This is a genomic window from Methylomonas rosea (assembly GCF_024505055.1).
GTDB lineage: Bacteria > Pseudomonadota > Gammaproteobacteria > Methylococcales > Methylomonadaceae > Methylomonas > Methylomonas rosea.
The window spans coordinates 16,568-35,857 of sequence record NZ_JANIBL010000053.1; the positions used below are offsets into that span (position 1 = coordinate 16,568).

Below are 19,290 nucleotides of genomic sequence, written 5' to 3' on the forward strand. Positions count from 1 at the left end.
GTGAAAATACCATTCTTCGATTTTTCCAGTGCGGGCGGACTGATGCCGCACGGATTTTGCCTAAAGTGGACGCCCGGCCTGCTCTGGTCGTATGTAATTTCCGATGCTGTAATCACCCTGGCCTATTTCGCTATCGCCGTCATTCTGGCTTATGTCGTATCGCAGCGCCGAGACTTGAAATTTCGCGGCATCTATTTGATGTTCAGCTCGTTTATTCTGGCCTGCGGGGCATCCCACTTGATGTCCATCTTCCTAATCTGGCAACCCTTGTATTGGTTGGATACCGCCATAAAAGCCTTAACGGCAGCCATCTCTATGGCGGCGGCCGTATTACTCCTCAAGTTGGTACCGCATGCATTGAAACTACCGAGCAACCAGCAACTGGCGGCTGAAATCGCGGTACGCACACAGGCGCAACTGGATTTACAGGAAAGCGAAAACAAGCTTAAAGCCCTCAGCCAGCAACTCATCAGCCTGATAGAAGCAATTCCCGACGCCATTCTGTTCAAAGACGGGGACGGTCGCTTGCTATTCGCCAATGAGCACGCGCAACAGCTGTTCCGCTTTGACGGCATGGATTGGCGCGGCAAGACCTATCTGGAACTGGCCGATCAACAGCCGGACGTACTTGATAAACACATCAAACTATTTTCGGATGAAGAAGCGGTATGGAAGGCCGGACACTTGATCATGTTCGAAGATCACATCGTCAACGACGAGGGCCGCGTGATCGAAATAGAGGTACGCAAAACCCCGGTTTATCAGGAAAACGGCCAACGCAAAGGCATGGTGGTGATTAGCCGGGACATCAGCAACATCCGCTGGGCGGAGAGTCAATTGCGGATTGCCGAGAGGGCAATCGAATCCCAGGAAGGGATCATGATTACCGACGAAAATAATATCATCCTGCGCGTCAATAACGCCTTCACCCGGCTGACCGGTTACCAGCCGGACGAAGTAATCGGCAACAAGCCATCGATTTTAAAATCCGGCCGCCACGGTCAAGAGTTTTACCGGGAAATGTGGGCCACACTGAAGCGCGAAAAATTCTGGCAAGGCGAAGTCTGGGACAGGCGTAAAAACGGCGACGTTTACCCGAAATGGCTGACGATCAGCGTAGTAACCGGCGCGGACGGCCATACCTGCAACTATGTGGCGGCCTTTACCGACATCAGCCAGCACAAGGAAGCACAAGCGGCCATTCATCGCCTGGCGTATTACGATCCGCTCACCGACCTGCCCAATCGCCGCCTGTTGCAAGACCGGCTACAGCAGGCTTTACACAACAGCCGTTGCGCGCGTAAGCATGGCGCGGTGTTGATGATAGATGTCGATAATTTCAAAACGATTAACGATACTCAGGGCCACCAAATCGGCGATCAGCTATTAATAGAAATTGCCTCGCGCCTAAAGGCCTGCGTCCGTCAAGGCGATACCGTTGCCCGGCTGGGCGGCGACGAATTTATAGTACTGCTGGAAAATCTGGGCAGCGCGCAACCGGAGGCAACCACGAATGCCGAAGAAGTTGCGCACAAGATATTGTGCGCCATCAATACCGGCATGTTGTTAAATGGCAAAGAACATCTCGGCTCTATCAGTATCGGCATAGCCATATTCGACGAACACAACAACTCGTTCGACGACACGCTGAGACGCGCCGACGCGGCCCTGTATCAGGCCAAGGATGCCGGCCGCAACACGTTGCGTTTCTTCGATCCGCAGATGCAGGCATTATTGGAGTCGCGCGTATTGCTGGAGTTCGATTTACGCCATGCCCAAGCCCAAGATCAGCTGAGCCTACATTACCAACCACAGGTAGATAAAAACGCCCATATTTTTGGCGCAGAGGTGTTATTACGTTGGCAACATCCGCAAAAAGGCATGATTTCGCCGGCTGAGTTTATCCCGCTTGCCGAAGAATCCGGCTTGATTTTGCCTATCGGCGAATGGGTATTGCAATGCGCTTGCGAGCAACTGCGGGCCTGGGAACAGAATCCGCTCACCCAGCATTTACAACTTGCCGTGAATGTGAGCGCCAGACAGTTTCGTCAGTCCGATTTCGTCGACTCGATCTGCCGGATTCTTAACAACACAGGCGCCAACTCGGCAAAACTCAAACTGGAATTGACTGAAAGCATGGTATTGCACGATGTAGAAGATGCCATTGAAAAAATGCAAACGCTGAAATTATTGGGCGTACGTTTTTCGATGGACGACTTCGGCACCGGTTATTCCTCATTGAGTTATCTGAAGAAGCTGCCGCTCAGCCAACTCAAAATCGATCAAAGCTTTGTCCGCGACCTTATCGTTGATCCTAACGATGCGGTGATTGCCCAAACCATTATCGGCATGGGCCACAACCTGGGCTTGAATGTGATTGCGGAAGGGGTGGAAACCCAGGATCAACGCATCTGCCTGGAGCGCATAGGCTGCGATGCCTTTCAAGGCTATCTATTCGGTAAGCCCATGCCCTTACCTGAGTTCGAACGAGTTATTGGCAGTTTGAACAAGGCGATTCGACCACAAAACATCCACACCGACACTTAAATGGCCGTAATTTCAAGCCTTAATTGATTTTCTACACTACTTGGCGCAGGGAATGCTTAATCGTCCCTCTACCAATTTACTGAGTCTTATAACAATAAATTTAACGGGGAAATCTTATGTTCTTGATGAACTGGCATTCGGTCGGAGTCAAAGTGGTAGCGATAACCACGGGTATCCTCTTCGTCCTGGGCTTGGGCTTGTTGTTGATGTTTGCCAACATCGAAAAACAAAAACTGATAGACCGTAAGATTGAATCTTCCCGGCAATTGCTGCTGCTTTCCGAATCGATTCGCGACAATGTAAGCAAGAAGTGGGAAAGCGGTCTTTACTCGCCGGAATACCTCCGGCAGTTGGTGCAAGGCAAGGATGAAGCCAGCGGCCGCGCCCTGGTTATCGCTACCGTCCCCACCGCCAACGCCTGGGACGTGATTGAAGCCAAAGCCAAGGAAGGCGGTTTTCGTTTTAAAGCGCCAGCACTTAATCCGCGTAATCCGCCCAGAAACATGCCGGATCAACTGGAACAACAGGTTCTGGACAAATTCCAAAAAGAGCCTTCGGTAAGCGAATACAGCATTATCGACGAAGAAAAACAGGAAATTCGCTATTTCAGACCGGTGAAAATGGTCAAGCAATGCGAGCTTTGCCACGGCGACCCGCAGACTTCGCCAGCCTTATGGGGCAACGACAAGGGCCAGGATTTACTCGGTTATGCCATGGAAAACCGCCGCGCCGGCGACCTGCACGGCGCATTCGAAATTATCACCCCCTTCAGCACCGCATTTAGCGAGTTGAAGCAAACCGTGCTCTACGCTATCGGCTTTTTGGGTTTGACACTTTTAATTATCGGTATCACCGGTTATCTGGTGATGAGCAAAATCATCATCGGCCCATTAACTGCATTGGCGCTGAACCTGCAAGCCATTTGCAGCGGCGACGGCGACTTACGCGCCAGGCTCAGCGCATCGGGTAAATCCGAGTTTGCCTGGGTGGCCTCAAGCTTTAATGCCTTCGTGAAAAAGATCGCCAAAACCGTTGAAGAAATCAGCGTGACCAGCGACAGGCTGGCGCAGGCCGCCAATAAGCTGGCGACTATCACCCAATCCACCCAGCAAGGCGTAGAGCGGCAATTGCAAGAAACCACGCTGGTGGCCAATGCGATGAAACAAATGACCTCGACTGTACAAGAGGTCGCCAAGAATGCGGTTAAGGCATCCGAAGCCGCGGAAACGGCGGACCGGGAAGCGACGTCGGGAAAAAATATCGTCACGCAAGCGGTTGGCGGCATTAACGAACTGGCGACCGAAGTGGAAAATGCCGCCAATGTGATTCACGATCTGGAAAACGACAGCAACAGCATAGGGGAAGTATTAAGCGTGATTCAGGGTATCGCCGAGCAAACCAATTTGTTGGCGTTAAATGCGGCCATTGAAGCGGCGCGCGCCGGCGAACAAGGCCGCGGCTTTGCGGTGGTGGCGGATGAAGTCCGAACCTTGGCCAGCCGCACACAAAACTCGACGCTGGAAATCCGCCAAACCATAGAAAGGCTGCAAGGCCGGGCGAAACAAGCGGTTTCGGTGATGGAAAACGGCAGAAAACGCGCCGCATCCAGCGTTGAGCAGGCCGCTTCGGCCGGTGATTCGATCAACACCATCAGCGAGAGAATATTTACCATCAACGACATGAATAATCAGATCGCCACCGCAGCAGAGCAACAGACGGCGGTAGCGGAAGAAATTAACCGTAATGTCAGCAATATCAGCCACGTGTCCGGAGAAACCTCCAACGGCGCCAAACATACCGCCGAGGCCTGCCGCGAGTTGCTTGAGCTGGCCAATCAATTACGCCAGACAGTCGGTCATTTTAGAATTTGACGCCATCGCGGCGCCAGCGACTCGCCGGCCGTTAGCGGCCGGCGAATCACAGATCAAACAGAATCAAACCGCTGATTTTTAGTGGTTTTTCCCGCTGGAATTTGCCAAATTAATTGCTTGCCAGCGTTGCTGGCGGCCGCATCTTGCTGAAATCCACAGTATAATGCGCCGTTTTTCCTGCTAGACATCTGATTTATGAGTCAACAAAGAAAAGCAGTGGCGCTGATTTCCGGCGGCCTGGATTCCATGCTGGCCAGCAAGGCCATCATGGAGCAAGGTATCCACGTCGAAGGCATCAACTTTTTCACCGGCTTTTGCGTAGAAGGCCACACCCACGCCATTCGGAAGCAAGACGCCGACAAGGTCAAGCGCAACAACTCGCTGTGGGTGGCCGAGCAATTGGGCATCAAGCTGCATATCATCGACATCATCGAAGAATACAAGCAGGTACTGCTCAATCCCAAGCACGGCTATGGTGCGAATCTGAACCCTTGTCTGGACTGCAAGATTTTCATGGTGAATAAGGCCAAGCAGTGGATGCAGGAAAACGGCTTCGATTTCATCATCACCGGCGAAGTGGTCGGCCAACGCCCCATGTCGCAACGTAAGCAAACCATGCCCATCGTTGCGGCCGAATCCGGTGCCGACGATTTGTTGGTACGGCCATTATCCGCGCAAAACCTGCCGGCCACCCTGCCGGAACGCGAAGGCTGGATCAGCCGGGAAAAAATGTTTGGTTTTAGTGGCCGCTCGCGCAAACCGCAGATGACACTGGCCAAAGAATATGGGTTTACCGATTACGCCCAGCCAGCCGGCGGCTGCTGTTTTTTGACCGACGAAGCCTATTCATTAAAGCTGGTCGATCTGTGGAAAGCGCGCGGCGAACGCGATTACGATCTGGACGATGTGATGCTATTGAAGGTGGGCAGGCATATTCGCCCCAAACCGCATTTCAAAGTCATCATAGCTCGCGAGGACGGCGAAGCCCGCTTCATGAGTGGATATAAAAAGGAATTTGTCAGTATGAACTGCGCCAGCCATCGCGGCCCGCTGGCCTTAATCGACGGTACGCCCAGCGAAAACGATCTGATTCAGGCTGCGCAGATTACCGCGCGCTACGGCCAAGGCCGCGAAGCCGAGCAGGTGGAGGTTACTATCCGCGACCGAGACGGCGCAGAACGAAATGTGTTTGTGAAGCCTTTGCTCGCCGACGAAATTCCGCAGGAGTGGTTCGTATGAGTGTGCATGTTTTAAACGCTCGCCGTTTGTTGTGCCCATTGCCGGTGATTCGCACTCAGGATAAAGTCAAAACCCTGCAAAGCGGTGACGTGTTGACGGTGGAATGTACCGATCCTGGGGTGATGCAGGATATTCCGGCTTGGTGTCGGATTAATGGGCATCAGGTGTTGGAGACTCGGTCCGAGAATGGCGAGTATGTGATTGTTTTGGAAGTAGGTTGAGTTGTTGTTTGTGTCGCTGTCGCGACGGGTTGATTTAATGTCGGGTCTCGGCCCGACAGCCGAGTAACTTTTCTTTGTTTGGCCAAAGAAAAGTCACCAAAAGAAACGCCACCCGGATGCCGCTTTGATCCTGCGCTCCGTAGCTTTCGACGGGGATCGACAGAAGGGGCTTCCTGCCCCTCTGTCGATGTGCGGCATCCCTGCCGCACCCCTACGGGCTATTCCCGCCGAAAGCTCCGGTGCTCGGCGCGGCATACGGGAGGAAAACCGTCGCGATAGCGAGGAACTGTTCATTTTTGTTCATGGGATGATATACAAAAATCATTTCGTCACTTGTTAGGAAACTAAAATGCGTCAATTTGACTGGAAATACCTTGTGCTATTCGTTCTGGCGATTCCTTTAATCAATCAACTTGCCAGCTACCTCGGTACCAGCTCGGCACAGAATGAGATCGAAAGAGAAGCAGTAAAACGCCTTGAGCACACGGCAGACCAGAGTATTCGAGTGATTACCTCAAGCCAAGACGCGGAAGGTGCGACTCAGAAACATCTGAACATGAACTTCCTGAAAAACTTGGAGGCTCACACGGTCGAGCGAATACGAACAAAGATTCGAGAACTACCCAATTCTCCACGAATCGACATTACTTCCGAGGCCAATTATGCTGAAAGTGGCCCAATGAAGCTTGCCGTCATTCGCCTCCGTGGTTCCGATAATTCAAATCAAATCGTTATCCTCGGAATTGTGGGGAACGAACTAAAACGGGTTACCTGCGCTAGAAACTCACCAGAAGCAATTCCAATTTCCTATGGCGTTTGTGCGGATAAAATAAAGGAAGTTTTCGACACCATAATTGGTGGGTAGTTTGGAAATAACAAGACTCTATGCACACGCCTGAAGAAGAATTCTATGTTTTTCTCCGGTTCGCTGACGCCGATATGTCTCAGGCTCAGATAGCTCTAGACCACCTCGTCAAAGTGGAAGGCGACTTCTTGCGTTTATGCCTGCTGAAAGATGCAGCAATTTCTTATTGCAGGCCATTCAAGAAATCGCACGGAATCTTTAACAAGACTCTCAGGCTTGATGAAAGCTACATCCCCGTCCACCTAAAGGATTTACATACAGAACTTATCAATCTGAGAGATCAAGTGTTTGCACATACTGATATTGGTGTCCGTTCGCCGATCCTCCATTGCTGGACGCATGAACCAAAGCGAATTTTTCCAATTCAGTTCAAGAGTCATAGCTATCTACAGCTACTCGGGCAAGAGCAAGAAATGCGGCTGCTATTCAACGCAGTTCTTGATCTCATAAGGGACAAACAAGCGAAACTTGAAGCACAATTCGGTAAGGCGCCCCCCCCAGGGCGTCAATAGCAAGTAGCCTCGATGGAACGAAGTGGAATCGAGGGCAATTGAAGTCGTCAATTCCTCGATTTCGTTTCACTACATCGAGGCTACATCTACTGACTATCAAAATGGCCTTCAAATTCCGGGATGGTTTTCGTCCCGTATGCCGCGCCGAGCACCGGAGCTTTTGAACGGAACAGCCCGCAGGGGCGATGCAGGGATGCATCGCGTTGACGAAGGGGCAGGAAGCCCCTTTCGGCAACCCCGTTCAAAAGCGAGGAGCGCAGGAAATAAGCGGCATCCGGTTGTCTTTTCTTTTGGATACTTTTCTTTGGACAAGCAAAGAAAAGTATCTCGGCTGTCGGGCCGAGACCCGACATTAAAATAAGCCGTCGCGGTAGCGACACAAATTAACAGGTTACAACAATGGCAGTAGGACAAATCGACTTCCCCACCATGCATGCCGTGCAAGGCATCAAACTCGGCACCTGCAATGCCGGCATCAAGCAAACCGTCCGCGACGATATTTTAGTGATCGAAATGGCGGACGGAGGTACTTGTGCGGCGGTATTTACCCAAAATGCCTTTTGCGCGGCGCCGGTACATATCGCCAAGGCCCATTTGTCCCAAAATCCGCGCTGGCTACTGGTAAACTCCGGCAACGCCAACGCCGGCACCGGCAAGCAAGGCCTGCAAGATGCGTTTGCCTGCTGCGCCAATCTGGCCGGCGAAGTTGAGGCTTTGGCACAACAGGTTTTACCATTCTCTACCGGTGTCATCGGCGAACCGTTGCCAGTGGAAAAACTCTCGGCGGCGCTGCCCGCTGCCGTAGCGAATTTGGCTGAGGCGCATTGGGACAAAGCCGCCCGCGCGATCATGACAACCGATACGTTTCCCAAGGGCGCATCGGCCGTGATCCATATCGCCGGAGAGCCGGTGACGATCACCGGTATTTCCAAAGGTGCCGGCATGATCCAGCCCAATATGGCTACCATGCTGGGTTTTGTCGCCACCGATGCCCGTATCGAGCAATCTCTGTTACAACAATGTCTGAGCGCGGCGGCGGAAAAATCCTTCAATCGCATCACCGTGGACGGCGACACCTCGACTAACGATGCTTGCGTATTATTGGCCAGCGGCGGTAGCGCAGCCCCGGAAATTCTGGCCGGTAGCACGGAGTATGCGACCTTCGCCGAGGCGGTTATGGCGGTTTGTAAACGCCTGGCGGAACTGATCATTCGCGACGGCGAAGGCGCTACCAAACTGATGAGGATCGTCGTCGAACAGGCGCGCGACAGTGCAGAGGCTGTGCAAGTCGCTAAAACCATTGCCCACTCGCCCTTGGTGAAAACCGCGTTTTTTGCCAGCGATCCCAACTGGGGCCGGATTCTGGCTGCTGTCGGCCGGGCCGGCGTCGAAAACATGGACCTGGAGAAAATCGAAATTTATCTGGGCACGGTGTGCATCGTCGAAAACGGCGGCCGAGCCCACTCGTACACCGAACAAGACGGCCAGCGCGTGATGAATCAGGAGGAAATCGTCGTCACCGTCAGACTGGGGCGCGGCGCAGCCAGCGAGGAAGTGCTGACTTGCGATTTTTCCTACGACTACGTAAAAATCAACGCCGAATACCGCACCTAAGCACCAAAAAAGTATGTCAACCAATAAGCAGCGCCTGCACGTCGCGGTCGGGGTGATCCGTGATGGTGACGGCCGGATTTTGATTACCCAACGCGCCAAACACGCACATCAAGGCGGCTTGTGGGAGTTTCCGGGCGGTAAACTGGAAGCTGGTGAACCGGTGCAACAAGCACTGGCGCGCGAGCTGGAAGAAGAGGTTGGTATTCAAGTACAACGCGCGGCGCCGTTGATCAAAATCAACCATGATTACGGCGACAGGCATGTGTTGCTGGATGTCTGGAATGTTACGGCTTTTGCCGGCCAGGCTAGAGGCTGCGAAGGCCAGGCGATGCGTTGGATTGCTGCCGAGCAACTAAGGGAATTCAGCTTCCCGGCCGCTAACTTACCCATCATCGCCGCCGCGCAATTGCCGCACTATTACGCGATCCTGGAAGGCCTTAGCGCCGCCGAAGCCCTGGACAATTGCCGACGCATTTTAGCCACCGGCATCAAACTGCTGCAATTTCGCGTCAAGTCTTTACCTTCTATCGATTTACAAAATGTATTCGAGCAGGTTTCTCAGCTTTGCCGGCAGCAACAGGTTAGCTTGCTGGTCAACACAGATTTGCCTGTCGATACTACCAATGCGCAGGGCCTGCATTTAAGCAGCCGCGCCTTGCTGGCCTGTCGTGAACGGCCCAACGGCTATCGCTGGGTAGCGGCGTCTTGTCATAACCTGGATGAACTGCGATACGCGGAAGCGCTAGGCCTGGACTTTGCCGTTTTGGCACCCGTCCAAGCGACCGCCTCCCACCCGGACGCCGCGCCGCTAGGCTGGCAAACCTTGACCGAACTGCTCGAACAAATCAATTTACCGGTGTTTGCCTTGGGCGGTTTGGGCAGGCACGACTTGGATAGAGCACTTGTCGCCGGCGCACAAGGTATAGCCGGCATCAGCGCGTTTTTAGCGGCAGACTAACCCGAAAAACAGCTCAGTAGGATTCGAAATCCGAATTTTCGTCGTCTTCGTCAAGCAGCGGCGGACCGGGGATTTTGTGAGCTTCGGTAGCCCAATCGCCTAAATCGATCAGTTTGCAACGTTCCGAGCAGAACGGTTTGAATGTTTCGGCAGCTATCCAGGCTACCGGCTTGCGACAAGTGGGGCATGCCACCATAGTCCGGATATTCGCGGTCATCAGAACATGCAGCGGGTCAAGGAAAATTCGATATCGTCGAGCATCTGGCTGGGCCGATTTTCATCGACAGACGGATGCATAAAGCGAATGCTGAAACGGTGTTTGCCGCCGCTAATCTCGGCAAAACACGGCATGTCGGCAGCCAATCCCACTCGTAGCAATTGCACCGGATGATTTTTATTATCCAACGCCAATTGAAAAAATCCGGCCTTGGCAAGCTCCTGAGTCGGCATACTGCTCTGCCGAATAAAGCCCAATATCAAATCGATTGCTACCCGAATATCCACGAAGGGCTGAGTCCAGCGTTCCAGGTCTTTTTGCTGTTCGGCTTCGTGCTGCTCCAACCAGTAATGAAAGGCCGGCAAATCGAAGGAACAGCTGCCGCCGGGAATAGAATTACGCTGCGAGATACTTTGAAATAAATCACTTTCCATCACGCTGATGCCGATTTTACCGTTGGCGCTATACAGATTTCGACTGGCCTGATTCAACTCGGCGAGGATTTCCTGAAGCTTTTCGTCGTCAACGCCATGACTATGCGCCAGTTGATTCAATACTTTAGTGTGCCTATCAAGTTCCTTGATCAACTCGGACTTCAAGTCGCTGCGGCTGAAGATCATCAAGATATCGAGTAAAACCGAAATGGCCGCGCGTTTATCGAAGACCGACGCGCCCAACATGAAGTGACTGAGCTGTTGAAAGAGTTGCTCCAAGCGCATAAACACCCGAATTCGTTCATTGAGAGGGAATTCGTAGATAGTTTGTGTATTCAAGCCGATTGTGTCCTGACGGTGGCCAATAAAATGTAGGAATTGTGCAGTCTTTTAACCTGTTCTGCAAGCTGCTCCGGGCCGGCCATATTCTCGATGACATCGTCCGCTTTGCTCAATCGTTCCGGTCGCGGCATCTGGCTGTCGATAATGGCTTGCACTTGCTGGCGCGTGAGTTTGTCGCGGGCGATAACTCGTGCTATTTGCACATCGACCGGACAATCGATTAATAAAACCCGATCCACAGCATAAGGATTTTTCGACTCCAGCAGCAGCGGCACGGCAATAACGCAATAGTCGGCCGTTAACGCATTTACCTCGGCCGCGATTTGCGCATAAACCAAGGGATGCATGATGCCATCCAATTCGCGCTTTTTATCTGCATCGGCAAATACCGCGTCGCGCAGTCTGGCTCGATTCAAGCTACCGTCCTGGTTAAGCATCTGCGATCCAAAAGACTTAACGATCAGCGCTAAGGCCGGCTGCCCTGGCTCGACCAACTGCCTGGCAATCAGATCCGCATCGACAATGGGTACGCCAAACTCGGCAAACAAACGACAAACCGTGGATTTGCCGCTGCCTATACCGCCCGTCAGACCTATCTTCAGCATAACCTACAGACCGGCAGTATGCAGATATAAGGCATTCAGCTCCGGTCCGAACAGCATCGCCAGCCAACCAGCCATGGCCAGATAAGGCCCGAAGGGTATCGGCTTGCCGGCATCGCGTTTGCCGAACACGATCATCGCAATGCCGATAACGGCGCCCACCAAGGATGACAATAGAATAATCAGCGGCAGATATTGCCAGCCCAGCCAGGCACCGAACAGTGCCAGCAGTTTGAAATCGCCGTAGCCCATGCCTTCCTTGCCGGTCAGCAATTTGAACAGTTGATAAACGCTCCACAGGCTCAAATAGCCTGCTACCGCACCGATAATCGCATCGTGGCTATTTGTGTATATATCAAACAGGCTTAGCAACAACCCCAGCCACAGCATAGGCAGAGTGATCGAATCGGGTAACAATTGCTGATCGATGTCGATAAAACTCAATGCAATCAAACACCAAGTCAACGGCAATGCAAACGCTAAAGCCCAACCGTATCCGAAATGCCAAGCCACGACCGCAGAACACAGGCCGGTAAACGCCTCGATAAGCGGATAACGGATGGCGATTTTGACCCCGCAATGCCCACATTTGCCACCCAACAGTAGATAGCTAATTATTGGAATATTTTGATAGACTTTGATCTCGGTCTTGCAGGACGGACAGCGCGAAGCAGGCAACATCAGGTTGAACACTTCGTTTTCTTCCTCAGGCGAGAGTTGCAAGTATTCTCGGCACTCGCTCCGCCAACCAGTCTGCATCATCACCGGCAAACGGTAGATCACCACGTTTAGAAAACTGCCGACCAATAGGCCCAGCACGCAAACGACGCAAATCAGAAATAGCGGATATTGTTGTAGAGTGGCAAAAACCATGAGGAAGAGAGGAAGGTTGTAATTCGGCCCCGGCGCTCGGCCCAACGATAAAGAGCGCCGGGGAATAGCAAAACTAGATAGCCGCGCCCAATTTGAAAATAGGCAAATACATCGCCACGATCAAACCGCCGACCAGGATACCGAGGATAACCATGATGATAGGCTCCATCAAGCTACTCAAGTTATCGACCAGGTTATCGACTTCTTCTTCGTAAAAATCGGCGACTTTGTCCAGCATCGCGTCAATGGAACCGGATTCCTCGCCAATAGCCACCATCTGCACCACCATGTTCGGAAACATGCCGGTGGTCTCCAGGGCAAACTTTAATTGCTGACCGGTGGAGACGTCGTCGCGCACCTTCATCACCGCCTCGTAGAACAAGATATTGCCGCACGCCCCCGCCACCGAAACCAAGGCTTCGACCAGAGGCACACCCGCCGCGGACATGGTGGACAGGGTTCTGGCAAAACGGGCGATGGCAGACTTTTCCAGGATCATACCCACCACAGGAATCTTCAGCAGTGTCTTATCCAAAAAGTGATTGAATGCCTTGGAACGCTTTTTAAAGTAGCTAAATGTATAAGCAACGGCGGCGATCACGCCTACCACTGCCCACCACCATTCCTGTACCCAAGCGGATAGTTCGATCACGAACTGGGTAAAGGCCGGCAAGTCGGCACCGAAGCCTTTGAACAAATCTTCGAACACCGGCACCACGAAAATCAGCAAGATCGCGGTAACGATAAACGCTACGACCAACACCGCAATCGGGTAGGTTAGCGCTTTTTTTACTTTCTTTTTGATCGATTCGGTTTTTTCCTTGTAAGTGGCAATCTTGTCCAGCAAGGTTTCCAGCACCCCGGCATGTTCGCCGGCCTCGACCAGATTGCAGAACAAGGCGTCGAAATACAGCGGCTTGCGGTTCAAGGCCTGCGCCAAGGTATCGCCGCCTTCGACATCGGCTTTTATCGATAGCAGTAATTCCGACATACTGGCGTTGTCATGGCCCTTGCCGATAATATCGAACGATTGCACCAAGGGCACACCTGCCGCCAGCATGGTCGCCAACTGCCTGGCAAATACGGCGATATCGCCAGGCGTAATTTTCTGCACACGGGCGCCGAACAAAGGCTTGGCCTTGGCTTTGATGCCAATTACCCGGATACCCATGCGCCGCAATTCGGCACGCGCAATAACCTCGCTCTTGGCGCTGATAGTGCCTTTGGTTTTTTTGTTTTGCCTATCGAAACCGTCCCAATTGAACTCGATTTGCTCGTCTTGCTTTGCCATGATTATTCCTTGGTGACCCGATCAATTTCTTGCAGCGAGGTGACGCCTTGCTTAATTTTTAATAGCCCCGACATTCTTAAATCGTTGATCCCTTCGCTTTTCGACAATTCCGCCATTTGCATCGAGTTGCCGCCGTTCAAAATCAGCGCCCGCATTTTTTCGGTGATAGGCATCACCTGATAGATACCTACCCTGCCTTTGTAACCGTTATTGCAATGTTCGCAACCCACCGGGCCGTATACTTTAAACGTCCCGATTTCGTCCTGTTTAAACCCGGCCGACAGCAAGGCGCTTTCCGGATAATCGACTTCCTGCTTGCAATGCTCGCATAAACGCCGCGCTAGCCGCTGCGCCATGATCAGAATGACCGCCGAAACAATATTGAACGGCTCTATGCCCATTTGCACCAACCGGTTGATGGTTTGCGGCGCGTCATTGGTGTGCAAAGTGGATAACACCATGTGACCGGTTTGCGCGGCCTTGACCGCGATACTGGCGGTTTCCAGGTCGCGAATCTCCCCGACCATGATGATGTCCGGGTCTTGCCGCAAAAACGCCCGCAGCGCTTCGGCAAAGGTCAGCCCGGCCTTGGGGTTGACGTTGACCTGATTGATGCCTTCCACGGTGATCTCCACCGGATCTTCGGCGGTGGAAATATTGGTTTCAATGCTGTTCAGAATATTCAAGCCGGTATACAGCGACACGGTTTTGCCGCTACCGGTCGGCCCGGTGACCAACACCATGCCGTAAGGCTTGTGAATCGCCTCCAAAAAGTTTTTCTGTTGTTCAGGCTCAAAACCCAGTTTTTCGATACCGATCTGGGCACTGGTCGGGTCGAGAATCCGCATCACCACTTTTTCGCCAAACAGCGTCGGACAGGTGTTAACCCGAAAATCGATAGCCCGATTCTTGGAAATTTGCATTTTGATCCGGCCGTCTTGCGGCACTCGCCGTTCGGCGATGTCCATTCTGGACATTACCTTCAGCCGGGAAATAATCCGGTTGGCGATACCGACCGGCGGACTGGCCACTTCCGACAAAATACCGTCAGCCCGAAAACGGATACGAAATTTTTTCTCGAAGGGCTCCAGGTGAATATCCGACACGCCGCGTTTGATGGAATCCAGCAGAATCTTATTCACAAAACGGACAATAGGCGCATCGTCGATATCCGAACCCATTCCTTCGTCGGCGGGTTTGGCGTCGTCGCCTGCGGAAATGTCGATATTATCCAGATCGTCGTCCAACAGATCCTTCATGGACGTATCGGCGGCTTCCAGCGCCGTGTCTATCATCCTGATCAGTTTGTCTTCTTCAACCAGGATATTTTCGGTATTGTGCCGCGTATGGAACTTGATCTCGTCCAGTGCCTGAAAATTGGTCGGATCGGCGGTGGCGACGAACAAGCGGTTGCCGCGCTTGAACAAAGGAAGGGCGTGATGCTGGCGTATCAATTTCTCGCTGACCAGTTTGATCGGCAGGAACGAAGGGTCTATGGCATCCAGATCGAAAAACGGTACGCCAAACTCCGCCGAAGCCAGCGTCGCCACGGTTTTGCTGTCCGCGTACTTATGTTCCACCAAATAGCTTATAAACGCTTGTTTGCGTTTCTGCGCCTCCTGCAAACAGGTCGCCGCCGATTCCTCGGTCAACAAACCTTTCTGAATCAGGCATTTGACCAAGCCGCTGAAATGGATGTTAGAAGGTGCTGTCGCCATGAAAAAAAGTCTGGATTGGTTTTACTGCAACTAAGTGCTGCAACTATAGATGAAGTAAGGATTTTATCCAAACTCATCAAGCCATGTTCGAGACTTTAACACGGTTATATCGGGATGCCGCCAAGCGCTCTTTAAAAGCAGGCGAACATTTGGAACCGCCAGCGGCGCCATAAACAGCACCGCCGACGAATGGGACAAGAATCAGATTTCGTGATAAATCGCAGCGCCTTCTTCCAGGAACTGCTTGGATTTTTCTTCCATGCCGATTTTCAAGGCTTCCGCTTCTTCCAGGCCTTTTTGCTCGGCATAGTTACGTACATCCTGGGTGATTTTCATCGAGCAGAAATGCGGACCGCACATCGAGCAAAAATGCGCGACTTTTGCCGAATCTTTCGGCAAGGTTTCATCGTGGAAGGAACGGGCTTTCTCGGGGTCCAGCGCGATGTTGAATTGATCTTCCCAACGAAACTCGAAACGGGCTTTGGACATTGCATTGTCACGGATCTGCGCGCCGGGATGGCCTTTCGCCAAGTCAGCGGCATGCGCGGCGATCTTGTAAGTCACAATACCTTCGCGCACATCTTGCTTGTTCGGCAGGCCCAAATGTTCTTTTTGGGTGACGTAGCACAGCATGGCGCAACCGTACCAGCCGATGTTGGCAGCACCAATCGCCGAAGTAATATGGTCGTAACCGGGAGCAATGTCAGTAGTCAAAGGCCCCAAAGTGTAGAACGGCGCTTCGAAGCAGTCTTCCAATTGCTTATCCATGTTGACCTTGATCATTTGTAACGGCACGTGGCCGGGGCCTTCGATCATGGTTTGTACATCGTGTTTCCAGGCCACTTGAGTCAACTCACCCAAGGTTTCCAATTCACCGAATTGCGCGGCGTCGTTGGCATCGTAAATCGAACCCGGACGTAAACCGTCGCCCAACGAGAACGACACGTCGTAGGCTTTCATGATTTCGCAGATTTCCTCGAAGTTGGTATAGAGGAAACTTTCGGTGTGGTGAGCCAGACACCATTTCGCCATGATGGAACCGCCGCGCGAGACGATGCCGGTCAGGCGTTTGGCGGTTAATGGCACGTGATGCAGGCGCACACCGGCATGGATGGTGAAATAATCGACGCCCTGTTCCGCTTGCTCGATCAAGGTGTCGCGGAAGATTTCCCAGGTCAGTTCTTCGGCCTTGCCGTCGACTTTTTCCAGCGCTTGATAAATCGGCACCGTGCCGATAGGAACCGGCGAGTTCCGCAAGATCCATTCGCGGGTTTCATGGATGTTTTTGCCGGTGGACAAGTCCATGATGGTGTCGGCGCCCCAGCGAATCCCCCACAGCATTTTTTCCACTTCTTCTTCGATGGAAGAGGTCACGGCTGAGTTACCCAGATTGCCGTTGATCTTAACCAGGAAGTTGCGGCCAATAATCATCGGCTCCAATTCGGGATGATTAATATTGGCAGGGATAATAGCGCGACCACGAGCTACTTCTGAGCGAACAAATTCCGGGGTAATGAAGGATTGAATATTGGCGCCATAGGAAAAGCCAGGATGCTGACCTTGATAGCGGTCGCGCATCGCTTCCAGATTTTGGTTTTCGCGGATGGCGATGTATTCCATTTCCGGGGTAATAATGCCTTTACGGGCATAATGCATTTGCGAGACGTTATGGCCGGCTTTGGCGCGACGCGGGCTACGCGTCAACTCGAAACGCAGGTGCGCAGTTTTCGGGTCGTGCAAACGCTCGTGACCATACTTGGAGGTCGGCCCGCTCAATAACTCGGTGTCGCCGCGCTCGGCTATCCAGTTGCCGCGTATGGAACCCAGCCCTTTATGCAAGTTCACATCCACATTCGGATCGGTGTAGACACCGGACGTGTCATAAACAAAAATCGGCGGATTTTTTTCCGCGCCAAAGTGGGCCGGAGTGTCCGACATGCTGATTTTACGCATCGGCACTTGAATATCCGCACGACTGCCCTGGATATAAATTTTCTCGGAAGCGGGGTAGGAATCGATTCTTACGCTACTACCGGTATCGGTAGTAATCTCATTGCGGACAGCGCTCATGCTTATCTCCAAAATCCAAATAAATCGCAAGCGCAGGGAAGATAGGGCTTTCCTACGCCGGTGTTAACCGGTTCAGGTTCGAAGGGTTTTTCTCAGCTTTCCGGGCTTGCATACAGCGGAAAGCACCCCTAGCCTTTCAGGTGACTTGTTAAGTTAAATGATAATCGAGCCAATTGCAAGCGCGACGCCAAGCGCAATAAACACAAAAAGCTTATAAAACAATGGGTTTTATAAGCTTTCCACTCACTACCGGCCCTGTTGCTATCATGCTAATGCGCCGCTGCCGAAACAGCCGACATGTGTATGCTAATCACTGGGACCAATTGCTACGATGAACTGCAAATTAGCGGCGTAACAGTCCAACCCTAACATCTACCGCAGCAAACGTAGGACTATCTGAAACAGCCAGGAGAAAAGATGACATCCCTAAAAAAACAAAGCAAACGCCTGCTGAGCGATATACAGAAATCAGCGAATCAGTTGGCGCTATTGGCTAGCGATTTAACCTTGCTTGAGGACACACATGAATGGGCAAGAAGCCTAGAAAAAAACATCGAGACATTAAACCAACAACTAGCCGGTTTAAAAAAGGCGGAATTCAACGCCACCTTGGCAGACTCCGAAATACTGGAGGTATTGGATGAACTAATTGATAGCGATCCGATCAGCGCACTGGAACAACGCCTGTTTGCAGCCCAAGCTGACCAAGAATCAGGCGTAGTCGGTGAGTTTTTTCAACAGTTACTGGATAAAATCGAAAAGTTATACACGCCGCTATTATCGGCCATCCAGCAGCTAACAGCGATGCAGTACAAATTGTGAGCACTTAGTGACTGCGTTGCACCGAGAAGCGCGCCAACTCTTCGAGGGCCTGTTTATATTCGGAATCCGGCAAGCACTGCAATGCCGCAATCGCCTTTGCCGCCGCCCTATCCGCGCATTGCTCGGTATATTCTATGGCATTAGTGGCTTTAACCACTTCGTAAACCTCGTTAAACGCATCGCGTGAACCTTGCCGAATCGCATCGACCACAATCTTCGCCTGCTGTTCGTTTCCATGCTGGATGGCATAGATCAACGGCAAGGTGGGTTTACCCTCGGCCAAATCGTCGCCTAAGTTTTTACCCAGTTCTTCACTATTAGCTTTGTAATCCAATGCATCGTCTATCAACTGAAACGCCACTCCCAATTCCTGCCCATAAACCGCCAATGCCTCTTCCGTGCCTGCATCGGTCTCTGAAATAACTGCCGCTAAGCGGGTCGCCGTACTGAACAAAATAGCGGTTTTGCGGGCAATAACTTCCAAATATCGAGCCTCACTGGTCTCCGGATTGTTGCAATTTAATAACTGCAACACTTCGCCCTCGGCAATCGCGGTCGTGGTTTTGGACATAATTGCCATAACCCGCATATTGTCGGTGCGCACCATCATTTCAAAAGCGCTGGAATACAAATAATCCCCTACCAATACACTTGCGGCATTGCCCCACACTGCATTAGCCGACTCCTTGCCGCGCCGCAGAGCCGATTCGTCGACCACATCGTCGTGCAACAAAGTTGCGGTATGAATGAATTCGATCACTGCCGCCAAGATCAGATGGCGATCATCGACCTTACCGAGGGCTTTTGCAGCCAATAACAGCAGCATCGGTCGCAACCGTTTCCCACCATTACCAATTATGTAATGCCCAATTTGATTAATCAGCACAACATCGGAGCTCAGTTCCTCTAAAATCAACCGGTCCACGGCTTTGGTTTCCGCGCTGGTTAAATTTTTGATCGAATCGAAGTCTATAGTGACTGACGCTGGCGTTGAAACTTTAGCTATCATGTAATGTTGTGAACTTGTCGCTCGGTAGCGTATAACGTGAATAACCGGTCATGCTATGAATAATACCGAGTAGTGTCAATAGTAA

Annotated in this window: 18 protein-coding genes and 1 riboswitch; of the genes, 9 read left to right on the plus strand and 9 right to left on the minus strand. The window is 52.0% G+C overall.

The features are described 5' to 3' along the window. From NP589_RS15935 to NP589_RS15960, 6 genes are all read left to right on the plus strand, one after another. Complete coding sequence (locus tag NP589_RS15935) at positions 1-2,547, plus strand: putative bifunctional diguanylate cyclase/phosphodiesterase (protein ID WP_256607884.1); 2,547 nt, start codon at positions 1-3, stop codon at positions 2,545-2,547. Positions 2,548-2,663: 116 nt separating this feature from the next. Beyond that, on the plus strand, positions 2,664-4,418 hold the full coding sequence (locus NP589_RS15940) for a methyl-accepting chemotaxis protein (RefSeq protein ID WP_256607885.1): 1,755 nt from the start codon (positions 2,664-2,666) through the stop codon (positions 4,416-4,418). A gap of 195 nt (positions 4,419-4,613) precedes the next feature. Next, on the plus strand, positions 4,614-5,657 hold the full coding sequence (locus NP589_RS15945; RefSeq protein ID WP_256607886.1) for a tRNA (5-methylaminomethyl-2-thiouridylate)-methyltransferase: 1,044 nt from the start codon (positions 4,614-4,616) through the stop codon (positions 5,655-5,657). After that, on the plus strand, positions 5,654-5,878 hold the full coding sequence (locus NP589_RS15950) for a sulfurtransferase TusA family protein (RefSeq protein ID WP_256607887.1): 225 nt from the start codon (positions 5,654-5,656) through the stop codon (positions 5,876-5,878). Before NP589_RS15945 ends, NP589_RS15950 begins: the two co-directional genes overlap by 4 nt. A 349-nt stretch (positions 5,879-6,227) precedes the next feature. Beyond that, on the plus strand, positions 6,228-6,743 hold the full coding sequence (locus tag NP589_RS15955) for a hypothetical protein (protein ID WP_256607888.1): 516 nt from the start codon (positions 6,228-6,230) through the stop codon (positions 6,741-6,743). Between the two features lie 20 nt (positions 6,744-6,763). Beyond that, the gene (locus NP589_RS15960; protein WP_256607889.1) at positions 6,764-7,255 is read left to right on the plus strand and encodes a hypothetical protein; all 492 of its coding nucleotides are present in this window, start codon (positions 6,764-6,766) and stop codon (positions 7,253-7,255) included. Between the two features lie 86 nt (positions 7,256-7,341). Here NP589_RS15960 and NP589_RS15965 read toward each other — a convergent pair whose 3' ends face one another. Beyond that, entirely contained in the window at positions 7,342-7,608 is a 267-nt protein-coding gene (locus NP589_RS15965; RefSeq protein WP_256607890.1) for a hypothetical protein, read from the minus strand. A gap of 46 nt (positions 7,609-7,654) precedes the next feature. Between NP589_RS15965 and argJ the strand changes: the two genes are divergently transcribed. Then, entirely contained in the window at positions 7,655-8,869 is a 1,215-nt protein-coding gene (gene argJ, locus NP589_RS15970) for a bifunctional glutamate N-acetyltransferase/amino-acid acetyltransferase ArgJ (RefSeq protein ID WP_256607891.1), read from the plus strand. A gap of 13 nt (positions 8,870-8,882) precedes the next feature. Beyond that, positions 8,883-9,827 carry a Nudix family hydrolase gene (locus NP589_RS15975; protein WP_256607892.1) on the plus strand — a complete coding sequence of 315 codons (945 nt, stop codon included), beginning with the start codon at positions 8,883-8,885 and terminating at the stop codon, positions 9,825-9,827. A 13-nt stretch (positions 9,828-9,840) separates the two neighbouring features. Here NP589_RS15975 and yacG read toward each other — a convergent pair whose 3' ends face one another. From yacG to thiC, 7 genes are all read right to left on the minus strand, one after another. Further along, positions 9,841-10,044, minus strand: coding sequence for a DNA gyrase inhibitor YacG (gene yacG / locus NP589_RS15980; RefSeq protein WP_256607893.1), 204 nt, complete (start codon positions 10,042-10,044; stop codon positions 9,841-9,843). After that, entirely contained in the window at positions 10,044-10,817 is a 774-nt protein-coding gene (gene zapD / locus NP589_RS15985) for a cell division protein ZapD (RefSeq protein ID WP_256607894.1), read from the minus strand. Before zapD ends, yacG begins: the two co-directional genes overlap by 1 nt. Beyond that, a complete protein-coding gene (gene coaE / locus NP589_RS15990; RefSeq protein ID WP_256607895.1) occupies positions 10,814-11,425 on the minus strand; it encodes a dephospho-CoA kinase in 612 nt (203 codons plus the stop codon). Before coaE ends, zapD begins: the two co-directional genes overlap by 4 nt. Positions 11,426-11,428: 3 nt before the next feature. Beyond that, positions 11,429-12,295, minus strand: coding sequence for a prepilin peptidase (locus NP589_RS15995; protein ID WP_256607896.1), 867 nt, complete (start codon positions 12,293-12,295; stop codon positions 11,429-11,431). Between the two features lie 73 nt (positions 12,296-12,368). Further along, positions 12,369-13,586: a type II secretion system F family protein gene (locus tag NP589_RS16000; RefSeq protein WP_256607897.1), complete on the minus strand. Its 1,218-nt coding sequence runs from the start codon at positions 13,584-13,586 to the stop codon at positions 12,369-12,371. A gap of 2 nt (positions 13,587-13,588) precedes the next feature. Further along, positions 13,589-15,304 (minus strand): type IV-A pilus assembly ATPase PilB, encoded by a 1,716-nt coding sequence (gene pilB / locus NP589_RS16005; RefSeq protein WP_256607898.1) that lies wholly within the window; start codon positions 15,302-15,304, stop codon positions 13,589-13,591. Between the two features lie 201 nt (positions 15,305-15,505). Beyond that, a complete protein-coding gene (gene thiC / locus NP589_RS16010; protein ID WP_256607899.1) occupies positions 15,506-17,374 on the minus strand; it encodes a phosphomethylpyrimidine synthase ThiC in 1,869 nt (622 codons plus the stop codon). A gap of 32 nt (positions 17,375-17,406) precedes the next feature. After that, a riboswitch (TPP riboswitch) is annotated at positions 17,407-17,514 on the minus strand. A 277-nt stretch (positions 17,515-17,791) separates the two neighbouring features. Between thiC and NP589_RS16015 the strand changes: the two genes are divergently transcribed. After that, positions 17,792-18,196, plus strand: a complete 405-nt coding sequence (locus NP589_RS16015) for a hypothetical protein (RefSeq protein ID WP_256607900.1) — start codon at positions 17,792-17,794, stop codon at positions 18,194-18,196. 4 nt (positions 18,197-18,200) lie between these two features. Here the strand turns inward: NP589_RS16015 and NP589_RS16020 are convergent, their stop codons facing one another. Continuing rightward, complete coding sequence (locus NP589_RS16020; protein WP_256607901.1) at positions 18,201-19,205, minus strand: polyprenyl synthetase family protein; 1,005 nt, start codon at positions 19,203-19,205, stop codon at positions 18,201-18,203. Positions 19,206-19,290: the final 85 nt, after the last annotated feature.

Excerpts from the sequence above, each read along its gene's own strand:
- NP589_RS15940 (WP_256607885.1), top strand. The coding sequence starts at position 2,664 with ATGTTCTTGATGAACTGGCATTCGGTCGGAGTCAAAGTGGTAGCGATA.
- NP589_RS15945 (WP_256607886.1), top strand. The coding sequence starts at position 4,614 with ATGAGTCAACAAAGAAAAGCAGTGGCGCTGATTTCCGGCGGCCTGGAT.
- NP589_RS15950 (WP_256607887.1), top strand. The coding sequence starts at position 5,654 with ATGAGTGTGCATGTTTTAAACGCTCGCCGTTTGTTGTGCCCATTGCCG.
- NP589_RS15955 (WP_256607888.1), top strand. The coding sequence starts at position 6,228 with ATGCGTCAATTTGACTGGAAATACCTTGTGCTATTCGTTCTGGCGATT.
- NP589_RS15960 (WP_256607889.1), top strand. The coding sequence starts at position 6,764 with ATGCACACGCCTGAAGAAGAATTCTATGTTTTTCTCCGGTTCGCTGAC.
- NP589_RS15965 (WP_256607890.1), bottom strand. The coding sequence starts at position 7,608 with ATGTCGGGTCTCGGCCCGACAGCCGAGATACTTTTCTTTGCTTGTCCA.
- argJ (WP_256607891.1), top strand. The coding sequence starts at position 7,655 with ATGGCAGTAGGACAAATCGACTTCCCCACCATGCATGCCGTGCAAGGC.
- NP589_RS15975 (WP_256607892.1), top strand. The coding sequence starts at position 8,883 with ATGTCAACCAATAAGCAGCGCCTGCACGTCGCGGTCGGGGTGATCCGT.
- yacG (WP_256607893.1), bottom strand. The coding sequence starts at position 10,044 with ATGACCGCGAATATCCGGACTATGGTGGCATGCCCCACTTGTCGCAAG.
- coaE (WP_256607895.1), bottom strand. The coding sequence starts at position 11,425 with ATGCTGAAGATAGGTCTGACGGGCGGTATAGGCAGCGGCAAATCCACG.
- NP589_RS15995 (WP_256607896.1), bottom strand. The coding sequence starts at position 12,295 with ATGGTTTTTGCCACTCTACAACAATATCCGCTATTTCTGATTTGCGTC.
- NP589_RS16000 (WP_256607897.1), bottom strand. The coding sequence starts at position 13,586 with ATGGCAAAGCAAGACGAGCAAATCGAGTTCAATTGGGACGGTTTCGAT.
- pilB (WP_256607898.1), bottom strand. The coding sequence starts at position 15,304 with ATGGCGACAGCACCTTCTAACATCCATTTCAGCGGCTTGGTCAAATGC.
- thiC (WP_256607899.1), bottom strand. The coding sequence starts at position 17,374 with ATGAGCGCTGTCCGCAATGAGATTACTACCGATACCGGTAGTAGCGTA.
- NP589_RS16015 (WP_256607900.1), top strand. The coding sequence starts at position 17,792 with ATGACATCCCTAAAAAAACAAAGCAAACGCCTGCTGAGCGATATACAG.
- NP589_RS16020 (WP_256607901.1), bottom strand. The coding sequence starts at position 19,205 with ATGATAGCTAAAGTTTCAACGCCAGCGTCAGTCACTATAGACTTCGAT.